Source organism: Bradyrhizobium semiaridum, from assembly GCF_020329505.1.
GTDB classification, from domain to species: Bacteria; Pseudomonadota; Alphaproteobacteria; order Rhizobiales; family Xanthobacteraceae; genus Bradyrhizobium; species Bradyrhizobium semiaridum.
Genome location: NZ_JAGKJJ010000005.1, coordinates 108,691 through 121,862 on the forward strand (window position 1 = coordinate 108,691; position 13,172 = coordinate 121,862).

General features: G+C 63.2%; 11 protein-coding genes. 7 read left to right on the forward strand and 4 right to left on the reverse strand.

Annotation, left to right across the window (positions count from 1 at the left end; genetic code table 11):
• Positions 1 to 13: 13 nt before the first annotated feature.
• Positions 14 to 928 (forward strand): LysR family transcriptional regulator, encoded by a 915-nt coding sequence (locus J6500_RS08075; RefSeq protein ID WP_225712157.1) that lies wholly within the window; start codon positions 14 to 16, stop codon positions 926 to 928.
• A gap of 115 nt (positions 929 to 1,043) precedes the next feature.
• Here the strand turns inward: J6500_RS08075 and J6500_RS08080 are convergent, their stop codons facing one another.
• Together J6500_RS08080 and J6500_RS32080 are read right to left on the reverse strand one after the other, a co-directional pair.
• Positions 1,044 to 2,015: a crotonase/enoyl-CoA hydratase family protein gene (locus J6500_RS08080; RefSeq protein ID WP_225712158.1), complete on the reverse strand. Its 972-nt coding sequence runs from the start codon at positions 2,013 to 2,015 to the stop codon at positions 1,044 to 1,046.
• 242 nt (positions 2,016 to 2,257) lie between these two features.
• Entirely contained in the window at positions 2,258 to 4,261 is a 2,004-nt protein-coding gene (locus J6500_RS32080; protein WP_225712159.1) for a DCC1-like thiol-disulfide oxidoreductase family protein, read from the reverse strand.
• Positions 4,262 to 4,627: 366 nt separating this feature from the next.
• Between J6500_RS32080 and J6500_RS08090 the strand changes: the two genes are divergently transcribed.
• The gene (locus J6500_RS08090) at positions 4,628 to 6,265 is read left to right on the forward strand and encodes a hypothetical protein (protein WP_225712160.1); all 1,638 of its coding nucleotides are present in this window, start codon (positions 4,628 to 4,630) and stop codon (positions 6,263 to 6,265) included.
• Positions 6,266 to 6,372: 107 nt separating this feature from the next.
• Entirely contained in the window at positions 6,373 to 7,068 is a 696-nt protein-coding gene (locus J6500_RS08095; RefSeq protein ID WP_225712161.1) for a WbqC family protein, read from the forward strand.
• 90 nt (positions 7,069 to 7,158) lie between these two features.
• On the opposite strand, the gene J6500_RS08100 is transcribed toward J6500_RS08095, so the two are convergent.
• Positions 7,159 to 8,049, reverse strand: coding sequence for a hypothetical protein (locus J6500_RS08100; protein ID WP_225712162.1), 891 nt, complete (start codon positions 8,047 to 8,049; stop codon positions 7,159 to 7,161).
• Between the two features lie 488 nt (positions 8,050 to 8,537).
• Between J6500_RS08100 and J6500_RS08105 the strand changes: the two genes are divergently transcribed.
• From J6500_RS08105 to J6500_RS08120, 4 genes are all read left to right on the forward strand, one after another.
• Complete coding sequence (locus J6500_RS08105) at positions 8,538 to 9,530, forward strand: glycosyltransferase family 2 protein (protein ID WP_225712163.1); 993 nt, start codon at positions 8,538 to 8,540, stop codon at positions 9,528 to 9,530.
• A complete protein-coding gene (locus J6500_RS08110) occupies positions 9,523 to 10,185 on the forward strand; it encodes a class I SAM-dependent methyltransferase (RefSeq protein WP_225712164.1) in 663 nt (220 codons plus the stop codon). The genes J6500_RS08105 and J6500_RS08110 overlap by 8 nt, the downstream gene beginning before the upstream one ends.
• A gap of 68 nt (positions 10,186 to 10,253) precedes the next feature.
• On the forward strand, positions 10,254 to 11,312 hold the full coding sequence (locus tag J6500_RS08115) for a class I SAM-dependent methyltransferase (RefSeq protein ID WP_225712300.1): 1,059 nt from the start codon (positions 10,254 to 10,256) through the stop codon (positions 11,310 to 11,312).
• Between the two features lie 12 nt (positions 11,313 to 11,324).
• Entirely contained in the window at positions 11,325 to 12,146 is an 822-nt protein-coding gene (locus J6500_RS08120; RefSeq protein WP_225712165.1) for a phytanoyl-CoA dioxygenase family protein, read from the forward strand.
• 107 nt (positions 12,147 to 12,253) lie between these two features.
• Here the strand turns inward: J6500_RS08120 and J6500_RS08125 are convergent, their stop codons facing one another.
• Entirely contained in the window at positions 12,254 to 13,171 is a 918-nt protein-coding gene (locus J6500_RS08125) for a glycoside hydrolase family protein (RefSeq protein ID WP_225712166.1), read from the reverse strand.
• Between the last annotated feature and the right edge of the window lies 1 nt (position 13,172).

Below are 13,172 nucleotides of genomic sequence, written 5' to 3' on the forward strand. Positions count from 1 at the left end.
ATCTCTACAGGGCATGAAGCAGAACTTCACAATCAAGCAGAGCGCGCTGGATGGCGTGGAGGCATTCCTCAGCGTCGCCCAGCACCGGAGCTTCCGAAGGGCGGCCGCGGAGCTGGGTATCACCCCATCAGCGATAAGTCAGGCGGTGCGTGCACTGGAGGCGCGAATGGGCGTTGCGCTCTTCGTTCGCACGACCCGCAGTGTAGGTCTCACTCAAGCTGGCGAGCGATTCCTATCGCGGGCCAAACCGGCTTTCGAAGAGCTCGCCGCCGCCGGAGCCTCCGTCCGTGAACTCGGCGAACGTCCCACCGGTCTTTTGCGACTCGCCGTCCCCAGAGCGGTCGTTCCGCTAATCCTTCAGTCGGTAATCATGTCTTTCTGCAAAGCTTATCCGGAAATCGAAGTCGGGATCGCCGCAAGCGAGGAGCTAGTTGATCTCGCCGCCGGAGGATTTGACGCAGGCATCCGTATGGGTCAGTTCATCGATGCTGATATGATTGTTGTCAGGCTCTCTCAGCCGTTCCCGCTCGTGGTAGTCGGGAGTCCCGATTATCTGCGTTCGCGGACACGGCCCAAGCTTATCGATGATCTACGTGGCCATTCCTGCCTGCGCATGCGCCGGCCGAATGGATCGATCGTGCCGTGGTCATTTCTCGATGGCAACAGGACCATTGAAGCCGTCGTCTCAGGTCCGCTGATCGCACACGATTATCCGACACTCATCGAAGCGGCAATGGACGGTTTGGGACTTGCGCAGGTGCCCAGCCCACCTGTGAAGGCTCGTATTGCGGAGGGTCGATTGCAGGCGGTGTTGACGCCCTTTGCTCCGACAACGCCGGGCCTTTTTCTTTACTATCCAAGCAAGCGTCAGATAATGCCCAAGCTGCGCGCTTTCATCGACCACCAGAGCAAAGCGCGACGCCGATGACGCTTGCAGTTGTTCGCAGCCTCCTCCTGATAAGGACCGAACGCGCCAGGCAACCCTCAGCGACATGCATCATCGAGACTATCCAGCAGTCCGACGAATCTAAAAAAGTCACCGATCAGCGACCACGAAAAGCGGGAGGACGCTTTTCCCGGATCGCGCGGAAATATTCTTCGTGATCGTCGCTCTGCGCCAACCGCGCGAGTTCAGGGAAAAGCGCCGCGAACGCAGCTTCCTGGCCGTCACTTAGCGCACGATGGGCCGACGCGATTGTAGCTCGAATGCCGAGCGGAGCTGCTGCCGATATTTTGCGGGCGACCTCGATCGCCCGGTCAAGCTGCTTTCCGGGCGGGGTCACGTATTGAACGAGTCCCATTCGATAGGCCTCATCGGCACCCCATTCGTCGCCTGTTAACATGTAGCGCATCGCATTCGCCCAACCCGCCTCCCGAACGAATGTGATTGGTGCACCGCCGGCAGGAAAGTGGCCTCTGGTGACTTCTGGCTGGGCGAACACGGTGTCGCTCGATGCAACTCGGACATCCGCCGCTAAAAAAAGCTCGTGGCCCGCACCTTGGCACTTGCCCTGGACAGCGACGACGAGTGGCTTCTCTCTGCGGGGTGGTATCGTACCGACTGGATTCACGAACTGGAAGACTTCCGGGAACCTACCGGTACGCAAGACTGGCGCCCAGCTTTCAGGATCGAGGACACCTCCGACGAAGTCAGAGCCCTGGGAGTAGAGAACCGCCACGCGCAGTGCTTCATCGTGGTCGAGCATATAGAGCAGACGGCCCAAGCCGATGACGCTTGACAGCTCAACGCGATCGGTCTCCTGCCGAAGGCCAATCAGCAGAATTGAGCCATCTACTCGTTCCACTCTGACGTTGTTTGGCATGGCGCCTGAACCCGCAGAAGCGGAGGTAACGGAGGATTGGACCTGAGCGGAACTCGGGCCTCCAACCAGAACTGCGGCGCCTGCCAAAAAAGCTCGACGATGTAATCCGCCCGCGTTCGGCTCAGAAAGCTGCCGAGAAGGCTGTACCTCTCCTTGGTGTAGTTCGTAGCGCTTTCCGGAAATGTCGTTCATCGCAGTCTCTCCCTAAGAGCTTTCGGAATTTGTGGGAGAGATACGAGGCCTGCGCGACAGAGGCTATCCAGGACAAAACTTATAGGGTGTGAAGGACAACTTCACAGTCAGATGGGGTTCGCCCGGCCGGTATCTGATCGTTCGAAGTTCGAGGTTTCCGCAGCTCTACTGCCGTCAACTATCGCCTTCGTCCAACTCGCATTTACCCGGCTATGGTTGGCCGCGCGTTATGAGTCCGCGCCCTAGTTGGTGTCGGGGATATTCACCGGCCCGAATTCGGTTCTGCTCTTGACTGTCAGATCCTCGCCCAGCGTGATCTCGCAGACCTTGTACGGCACAAACGACTTGTGCGCAGGATCGCGTATTTGCGCGTAATCCCACCGCGGAATGCTGTAATAGGTGACCTTGTAGGGCGCGACGTAACCCTGCGCCGCGGCCAGTTTGAGCAGCGGCCGAAAGATCCGGAGGTGACGGTCCGCATCGAGGAAACAGTAGTTGTGATACTCGATCATCGAGCGTCGCAGCAGCACCGAGTTGCCGAAGTAGAACCGGTCCGACCGATTCCAGCCCAGACGGCGTCCGTTCCGATCCAGATACGGCAGCAGGACCTCCTCGTTGGGCGCATCAGCCCGTCGAGCCTCGATGGTCACAAAGTTGTTCTCCATCGCGAGATCTTGCTTGTTGAACACGTTGATCGGCACCAGCCCGTAATTGTACGAGGCGGCGTAGATCACCGACGTCGACGGATGCTTTAGCCAGAGCGACTGGCCGTACGGCAGGGTTCCCACGACGTAACAGATCAGCAAGAACAGGTAAGCGAGCGCGAATGCCGAAGGCCAAAGCAGACGAGGCGGAATCGCGACGATGTCCGCGGCATGGACCGGACGGAAGTCGTCCGCCGTTATCATCGACGGGCTGCATGTTCCGAAGATCCGGCGGCGCCGTGCGGCGATCGTCCGATAGATGAGCGGCCCTAGCCCGGTGAGCTTGCCGATCAAAAGCAGCGGCCAGGCCGGCAGCAGAAGCAGCACGCGGCGCGTCAGTTCGAGATAGAGGTCGTAGCCGCGGTAAAGCTTTCCGTCACCGGCGCGGCCGCAGAGGTCCTCCATGACCTCGGCTTCGGTCAATCCGGCGGCGGCAACTTGCTCCCTGCTCCGGCTCAGCCCCGACGGCGAGACGATGCCGAACAGATCGACCTTGGACAGGAACCGCATCGTGCCGTCGCACAGCCGGCATCGGTCGTCAAAGAAGACGGTCAGCGATCGTCGCCCGCCGACGTTGAGCCACCAGTCCTGCCAGAACACCAGGGTGAAGAAGACCACCTCGACCCACGGCAGGTAGCTCAACTGCAGGACGAATCCGGAGATGCACAGGAAGATGGCGCCGATCCACAACACGTAATAGCGGGTGAACCTGCCGAACAGGAAGACGCTGAAGAACATCTCCCAGATCATCATCATGTAGATCGACGCCTGCGACAGCGCGATCGCTATAGGCGGGTGGGCGTGATACAGCCACTGGAAAAAATCCGGGTAGCGCGACAGGTAGAATCCCGACAGCACCTGCAGATTGGCGTAGCCCTTCAGCCATGCGGGATCGTCGAGGTGCCAGAGGATCGAGTAGAGGCAGAGACAGCAGTAGGAGATCACCGCGAACAGGCGACCAATCCGCGAACGGGCCATCGAGGGCGTGCCGACGAGGCCATACAGGCCCCGGACCATCGACCCGAGCATGCCGCGCGATCGCATCAGCCTGGCGTCCAGCGACAGTGCGGTCCCGGCGGGGAACAGCAGCAGCGGGAGGTTTGCCATCAGCAGCACGTGCGTTCCCAGCGTGCCGGCAGAGAAGCCAAGATCGAACGAGAAGATCGCCCCGAGCAGCAGCGCCATTGATGCGACGGGCGTGAAGAAGCCGACGGTGAGGCACACGCCGGTCAGCACGGCGAGGAATGCGGTGACGTAGGAGACGAGATCGTCCTGGACCATCAGCGCCAGCGGCAGCAGGTTCGACCAGCGCCAGAGGAAGACCAGGCCGAGCGCGATCCTCAGGAGGTTGATGCGGCGCGCCTCGCGCGGCAGGTCGATGTCCTCCTTGAGATTTGCAGCCAGCGCGATGCGATCCAGCCGCACCAGAATGCGCGCGGAGAAGTCTGCGACCGGCGGCAGGCCGGCAACGAGGAGCAGACCGCAAATCAGGATGCCGCCGGTGAAGACGTTGACCACCGGATATTGCGCGCCCGCGGTCACGAGCAGGACGATCAGCCCGGCGATGACAGCTGCCAGCTTGAGCGCGGCGGAAAATCGAACGGGCGTGCTGGGAGCGTGCATCTGAAAAACCGAACGGACCTTGGTGCCGGCGCGAACACGGTCGATGCAGACACGGCCTGTCGGGCCCGCCCGCCTACATGCCCGAGAATTCCGGCCGACGCAACCGGACAGCGCGCCACCTGCCCGTCGCAGGAGCAGGCGCCGACTGCAGCCGGCGCTACTGGACTCGCAGGCCGGGAGACTCTACACCTGTCGCGCCCCCGGCGCTTTCATCGTAGTTCCAGCGAGACATTATCAGCAAGCCAACGCCGCTCACGATCCACAGCATGCAGTTCGGCAATTCTCATGCAGTTCGGCAATTCTGAAGGGCGGAATCCGAAGTTTCGAGCCCTGCTCGCAAGCCTCGTGCTTGCCGGCACGTTCGTCGCGCTGCTCTGCACCTTCTTCACGCCGCGATGGGAGACCAATGACGACCTCGCCATGTCGATGGTCGCCCATGGCTACGGCATCGCCGCGTATGGCTCGCCGCGCCTGGTCTTTTCCAACGTGCTGTGGGGCGGCATCGTGCGCAGCCTGCCGTCCATTGACGGCCTGCTCGGCTACTCGCTGGGCATGCTGCTGGCATTGACACTCGCTGCAGCCGCGACGCTGTACTACCTGCTTCGGGCCGGCGCCGGATACGTGGTGAGCGTGCTCGTTCTGGTGTTCGTCTTCGCCCGCCCCGTCCTGTTTCCGCAGTTCACCATCACGGCCGGATTGGTCGCGGCAGGCGCGGTGCTCGCTGTGCACGCCTTCGCCCGCGACGGATTGCTGATCGATCTGATCGCGGCTTGCTGCCTCGGCTTGCTGGCCTTTCTGATCCGGGTGCCGGAACTGATGCTGGTGTTCTGGATCGGGTTGCTGCTGCTGCCGTGGCCGAAGCTGGTTCGATCCCGCGCGGCATGGTGGGCGGCACTGGGATTCGCGCTGTGCATCGCGGCCGCCACCGCCATCGACATTGCGGCATACTCCGGGCCGGAATGGCAGGCGTTCTGGCAGCGCAACCTCGCGCGGGCGCCATTCACCGATTTCGGCGCGGTCAATCGCGTCTTGCAGCATCCGGATGTCATGCAGCGGGTCGGCTTTTCCGCAAATGACGTCCGGCTTGTCGGCAGCTTCTTCTTCGCGGACCCCAAGCTGACCGATCCGGTCTCGCTCGCGACCCTGCTCGGCGACAGTCCGGCGAGTGTGGCAGCGACGCTGAGCTTCGCCTCCGGATACGCCTCCGTTCTTGCGGTTTTCGGTCCCAAGCTGCTCCTGCTGGCGCTGACAAGTTTGGTGCTGGCCGTTCTCTCGGTCAGGGCGAGCCAGATGTTTGCCTGGATCATGTGCCTGTTGATCATGTTCGCGCTGGGAGCCGTCGGCCGTCCCGACACGGCCCGCGTCTACATTCCGCTGTTCAGCTTGGTAATCGCCATCTCGTGCGCGACGGGATATGCCCGGTCGCACTGGCGCTACGCGGCCAGCGTCTGCATCCTGCTTGCCGCCGCACTGCTTAACGCCCGTGAGCTGGCCGCCGAGACTGCCGAGAGCGACAGGATGGTCCAGTTATCCGCCGGGAAATTCGTCTCGCCGCAATCGACCGTGGTCTGGGGCGCGAGCCTTCCGTATCAGTTCGTCTTCCCGGTACTGACACGAGCCTCGGAGTTGCGGGACGCCCGGATCTATGGCCTCGGTGTCTTGACGTCCGCCCCGTTCTCGGTGCCGGTCGCGGATGAACGGGCCGGCAACGGCATGCTGATCCGGTTGCGGTCGGAAGCCGGAATTCCGTTGATCGCCAGCGAAGGCGAGCGGTCGATGCTCAATACCTATTGCGTGGAGCATTTTGGAAGCCCGTTACGGCTGGTTCAGCTGACCAAGACGGAACTGTGGACGGTGATGAATGCAAGTTGCGCGCCGACGGACAGACGCGGGGAGCTCCGCACCGGTGGCGATCATGGCTAGATGGAGTGGATGCGTGATTTCTTCATGCGGCGAGCGACGGACCATCTCGACCGGGCAGGCCCATCTGGCAAGCCGAACCGGTTCGGCCATGCGAAGCGTGACGTGACATGCGCATCTGCATCGTTCAATCCTGCTACATTCCGTGGAAGGGCTTCTTCGATCTGATCGGCCAGTGCGACGAATACGTCGTGTTCGACAGTGCGCAATTCACCAAGCGGCACTGGCACAACCGCAATCGCATCAAGACCGCCAACGGGCTCACCTGGCTCACCATCCCGGTCGTCACCAAGGGACGTTTCGACCAGCCGATCGAAGACGTCGAGATCGAAAAACCATGGGCGGAGAAGCACTGGCGCGCGATCGAGCTCGCCTACCGCCCCGCCCCGTTCTTCGACCAGTTTGCGCCGACGGTGCGGTCCTGGTACGAGCGCGCCGACGGCGAGACCCGGCTCACCGGCGTCAACGAGCTGTTCCTGCGCGAACTCGCCGGATTGCTCGGCCTCGGCACCCGCATCGTCAGGGACAGCGCCTATCCCGCCGAGGGGGCCAAGACCACCCGGCTGCTCAACATCGCCAGGGCAGCCGGCGCCGACCGCTACCTCAGCGGCCCCGCCGCACGGGTCTATCTCGATGAAGCTCAGCTGGCGGCCGCGGGAATCGCCACCGAGTGGATGAGCTACCAGGGCTACAGGCAATATCCCCAGTTGCATGGCGAGTTCGAACATGCCGTCAGCGTGCTCGATCTTCTCTTCAATACCGGCCCGGAAGCAGCGCGCTTCCTCAAGCGCGAGGTCGCCGATTGAGAGCGCCGCCGGCCCTGCAACCTTCCCCGCAACGCGATGAACCCGGGCGCGAGCGCCCGGGGTTCTGCCCATTGCGGGACGAGTCAATCGCTATTGCTGAGCGGCCGTGCTGAACGCACCGGTCGCCGCGTTGCCGACCAAGCGGTTGGTTCCGAAGCTCGTCGGCGTGGCGGCAAACGCGGTGGTCGTGTTGTAATTGATGTCGGAATCCGAGACGCGGATACCGCCACCGTTCAGACCCGTCGCATTGCTGTTGATCGCGCTGCTGTTGACGGAAATCTGTGCGCCGGGATCGGCCGTGACTCCGGTGCTGTTGCTGGAGAAGTCCGAGCGCTTGACTGTGACATTGTTGCCGGTTGCAGCGGCGAGCCCGAAGGCGTTGTTGTAGGAACGCACGCCGTCGAGGGTCGCGTTGTTGGTCGTCGCTCCGGCCACGGAGATTCCAGACCCCGCATTGTGCGTAAGCATGGTGTCCTTGACCAGCAATTTGCCGCCCGCGTTGGTGCGCTGGTCGAGGATGCCCTGCTGGCTGAACTGGGTGATGACGCAGTCCTCAATCGACACCGATCCGGCTTGCAATATCTTCACGCCCACGAGGCCCGCAGAGGCGCCGGCCGGACCGAAGCCCTGAATCTGAAGATTCCGGAGAGTTACCCTGTCACCCACGCCGGCGTTGATGATGACGCCGTTGGAGCCGGCCGCCAGGATCGAGCCGAAGGCGTCATGGCAGTTGATGGTGATCGCCTTGGTGATGGTCACGACGCCGAAACCACCGGGATCGATGCAGTTGATCTCCCCCTGTGCGGCAGTCTTCGAGATCGCGCCGGCGAACGTCTTGCAGGGCGCGGTTCGGCTGCATGGGTTGGCGTCATCGCCGACACCGGAGACCCAGGTACGGGTCGCCTGAGCGTGAGCCGGAACGGAAGCGAGAAGTGGAAGGAACAGGCCAGCGGCCAGCGTAAGCAAGGCTAAACGGCGCATAATGGATTTCTCCTCCTGAAATTGAACGCGGTATTCATCCGTCCCAAAACCCGCTCCCGGCGTCGTAAGGCCCGTACTGCAAGACCGAACAATAGGCATTGCGGCCGGTAACTGAACTCTAAGTTTCGGGAGTCAACTGGACCAAGGCACTCGCGGGAAGACGAACCCAGCCCAGCTAAGCAGTAAGTCCGGCGAGTGCCGGAATGGTTCAATGAGATCGGACATCGCGACGGGCCGCCGCAACGTTAGATTGCGGACGCGGTCCAACCCAGGAATACACCCTCCGCGTGCGACAGTTTCGTAACGGCATGATGACTGCGAGCGGCCCTCCGGCACCCTGCTCCGAGTGCGCGCGGCCGGCTGCGATGCCTCAACCGCATGCACCCAGGCAAGCCGCCAACGCCTTGCTCGCGGGTGCCGATCTCAATAAAATCAGAGCTCTAGTTCCGATTTGGGGCTGTGAGCCGGCCCAGTTCACCCAGGACATCATGGTCAAAGTCTCCATCGTGACGACGCTTTATCGATCCGCCCCCACGATCGAGGCGTTCTATCGCCGAATGATGCAGGCGGCCGACGCGATCTTCGGCGACGTCGAGATGGTGATCGTCAATGACGGATCGCCCGACAACAGCCTCGACATCGCCCTCGACCTGCATCGCCAGGATCCGCGGGTGGTGGTGATCGATCTCGCGCGCAATTTCGGGCACTACAAGGCCATGATGACCGGCCTCGCCCAGGCCCGTGGCGAGCTGATTTTCCTGATCGACAGCGACCTTGAGGAAAACCCGGAGGACATCGCCCTGTTCTACCAGCGGTTTCAGCGCGGTGACAGCGATGTCGTCTACGGCGTGCAGGAGACCAAGCATGGCGGCCGGCTGGCGCGCGCCGGCCGGAGCCTGTTCTTCTTTCTGATGGATGCGCTCGGCGACCGGCCGCTGCCGCGGAACCTGGTGACCGCCCGGCTGATGACGGCCGACTATGTCAAGGCGCTGGTCCGGCACCGCGACCGGGAGTTTGTCATCTCCGACCTCTGGCAAACCACCGGCTTCCGGCAGAACCAGATCCAGATCGAGAAGCTGTCACGCTCGCCGTCGACCTATTCGGTCTGGAAGCGGATCGATATCGCCGTGAAGCACCTGACGACGTCCTCGACGCGTCTGCTCTATTTGATCTTCTATCTCGGCCTGTTCATTTTCGTTGCCTCGATCGGGTTGATCATCTTTTACCTCGTGCGCTATGCGACATCGGGCATCGGCGTCGGCGGCTATACCTCGCAGATCATCTCGATCTGGTTCCTCGGGGGCTTGATCACGCTCATTCTGGGCGTGCTGGGAATCTACATGGCCAACATCCTCGCCGAGACCAAGCGGCGGCCTTACAGCGTGATCCGCCGCATCCATCGCAGCGCCGCACCGCCGGTGCGCGAGCCGGCGGGGATCGGCGCCGCCCTCCACGCCAGCGCGGATCGTCACCGTGACTGAGCCGACTCACGCACAGCTGCTGTCCGAAGTTGCGCAATATTATTCCGCCAAGCTCGAGGAGCATGGCGCCACGCCGCGCGGCGTCGACTGGAACGGGCCGGAATCGCATCAGCTCCGGCATCGCCAGTTCCTGCGGCTGATCGCCGATGCGCCTGATGCGTCCGTGCTCGATCTCGGCTGCGGCTTTGGCGACTTCCTGGGCTTCCTGCGCAGCAGCGGCTTCCGGGGTCATTTCACCGGCTATGACGTCGCTCCCGCCATGATCGATAAGGCGCGCGAGCTTCACGGCGGGACCGGCGCGCGCTGGTGCGTCGGAGCAGTGCCCGAGGGCATGTTCGATTTCGCGATCGCGAGCGGCATCTTCAATGTCAGGGGAGATACGCCAGACGCGGCCTGGGCCGACTACATCGATCAAACGCTGGATATTCTCGCGCAATCCAGCCGCCATGGCTTCGGGTTCAACATCCTCAGCCTGTCGAGCGATCCGGACAAGCGGCGGCCGCATCTCTATTACGCCGATCCGGTGCGTATGCTCGGCCATTGCCTGTCGCGCTACGGCCGGTCGGTCGCGCTGCTGCAGGACTATGGCCTGTATGAGTTCACGGTGCTGGTCCGGCATGGGCCGGCCGCACCGCCGCCAAGGCCGCAACCGTGACGCAGACGCGCTGTCCGATCTGCGCCGGCGAGGCTGCCGGCCTTGCGTGGCCGCATCCCGGTCAATCGATGCTGAGCGATGGACGGATCGTTCAGCGACCGCTGGCGAAACTGTCATGCCTCGGCTGCGGAGCAGGCTTTCACGCATCCGGCATCTCCGGTGCCGAGGTTCGAACCATCTACGACGATGACTATGCGCTGGCGCGGTCGTCGCCGAAGTCCGATGCGCAACGCGCGCGCGCCTACTGCAACTGGATCCGCGCCGAAGCTGCGGCGCCGCTGAACATATTGGAGGTCGGCTGCGGTTCGGGCGCACTGCTCCGCGAGCTGCTGCAAGTCTGGCCCGGGGCGTGCGGCTTCGGTCTCGATCCTGCATTGCCGGCAGCCGGGCCATCCGACGGCAGGCTTCGCCTCGCGCGCGGCTTCGTGGCGGACATTCCCGAGCATGCCGGGCCATTCGACCTCGTAATCGCGGTCAATGTGATCGAGCACACCGAAGCGCCCCAGACCTTCCTCAAAGCGCTCCGGTCGCGCCTGGCACCGAACGGGCGAATCGTTATCGTCTGCCCCGAGGCGCGTTCGCCCAATCTCGAGCTGCTGTTCTTCGACCATCTCTACAGCCTGACGCAAGCGGCCCTGCTCGCCGCGAGCGCATCGGCTTCACTTGCCGCGAGCAGACACGTCTCGGCACCGCGCGAGATCGGCGACTTCCAGATGGTGGTCCTCGAGGCGAACGCCTCGAGGCCGACCGCCTCGCCTGCAAGCCCGCCGCAGGAGCTTCTTGCCGAGCGGAACGATTATCTCGGCCGCTGGGCGCGCCTCGATCAGATCCTGCTCGAGCGGAGCGCATCTGCCGCGCGCCTGGTGGCATTTGGTGGCGGCCAGACGGCCGCCCTGCTCCGGGCCTATGCGCCGAGAACCTGGTCACGTGTCGACGCGATCACCGTCGACGACCCAAGCGAGGCTTGGACGCTGGGCCCGGCGGTTGTACCCTATCGAGATGTCTTGCAGCAGTCCGGCTGCGGCGTGCTGGTTGCAACATCGCCCCACGTGCAGGCCGTGCTTGCCGAACGGCTGAGCCGCGACGGTTTGCAGCCGATCACATGGAATGACTTGATCCCCCATTGAGCCCCGAGCGCGATGCAGCACAATCCACCCCGACGTTACGGCGTCAGCCAGCAGACAACTTCCGAAACCGATGTCGAGCGGACCTGCGAACAGATCCGCCAGCTCGGCTATGGCGTGATCGACGGCGGTTACGACGCCGCATGGCTGAGCTCGCTGTCGGAGGCATTCGACCGCGCGCAGGACCGTCACGCTCGCGAACATGGCGGCGTCGAGGCGCTGAAGGCGATCGACGAGCACAATACGATCCGCCTGCCGCTGGCCTATGAGCGCCTGTTCCTCGAGCTCGCCACCAACAGCAAGATCCAGGAGATCTGCCGCAGCCTGATCGCCGGCTATGCGATTCTCAATCAGCAGAACGGCATCATCAATCCGCCGAACGGGATGCGCTACAATCAAGGCGCCTGGCATCGCGACCTGCCCTATCAGCATTTCGTGTCGTCGCGCCCGCTCGCCATCAACGCACTGTTCTGCCTCGACGCGTTCACGATCGAGAACGGCGCAACCATGGTGCTGCCGGCATCGCATCGCATGGAAGCGTTTCCGTCGGACCATTTCGTCGGCACACAGGCGCTGAACGTCACGGCGCCCGCGGGCTCGTTCATCGTGCTCGATTGCATGGTGTTCCACAGCGGCGGCGTCAACGTCTCGCCGAAGGCCCGGCGCGCGGTCAACCACGTCTATTCGATCCCGCTGCTGCGCCAGCAGATCAATCTGCCGTCAGCGCTCGGGAATGACTTCGCCGCCAGTCCTGAGGTCAGGCGGCTGCTGGGCTACGACGTTCCGCAGCCGAGGTCCGTCACCGAATATCTCGCCGGCCGCGCGGCAAAACCCTGACCAAGCGCTAAAGCGCGGTGAGGTTCGGTTGAATCGTCATCGCGCTTTAGCTCTTTGTTTGAGCATGATCTTTTCGGAAACTGCTTCGCACTTTTCCGGATCATGCTCTAGAACTTAAGCTCGCCGTCCCAGACCGCAAAGCCGATACCGGTTTGCCCGTAGCCGTTGCCGTTATAGGCGAGCCACAGCCGCTCGCGATGCCAGAACAGCGCCGGGTAGCAGGTCATCTCGCTCTCCCAGCTCTGGCCCGACGGGCCAATCCCCATCGCCGCATCGAGCCGCCGCCAGTTGACGCCGTCATCGCTCACGGCGGCGCCGATCCGGTAGTGCGGGCCACGGCAGGCAAAGCACATCAGAAATTTGCCGCCGGCGGAGACCACCGTCGGGCGCGCCAGCGCGTATTCGTCAGCCGCTGCAAATCCGACGACCGGTTCGGCCGACCGCGTCCAGCGAACGCCATCCTGCGACCGCGCATACTTGATCGCGTGCCGCAAGTCCGTGCCGCTCACGGAGGGGACAAGGTTGGAGCCGTACCACATCCGCCAGTCCTGCGGGCCCAGCCGCAGCACCCAGGGATAGGAGAGCGTGTAGGGGTCTTCCGGCGAGCGGTCGACGATCGGGCCGGGTGAGTACCGCCCGAATGGCGCGTCGAGTGTCTGCGACTGCGCCAGGCCGATCGCGTTGCGCCACGCCGAGCGGACGCCGAGATTCCAGCCCATGTAATAGAGCGAATGTCCTCCATCCGACGCGACCACGCAGCCGATCCCGATTCCGCTGTCGTCGAACGAGCCGTCCGGTCCGGGCGCGATAACCGGCTGTGATGACACGCCTTGGACCCGCGGCGTCTCGGAGAGTTCGACGTCCGTCCACCCGACATGCGAGCGCGCCTCGGCATCGCGGGCGCTGTAGAAGGTCCGGAACAGGTCGCCACCGAGGTGAACCGGCGTCGGCAATGCCGCGTGACTGCGCGCCCACGGCTGATCCCCGGTCGGAGAGAACACCAATCCGAGACGGCGCCAGGCCATT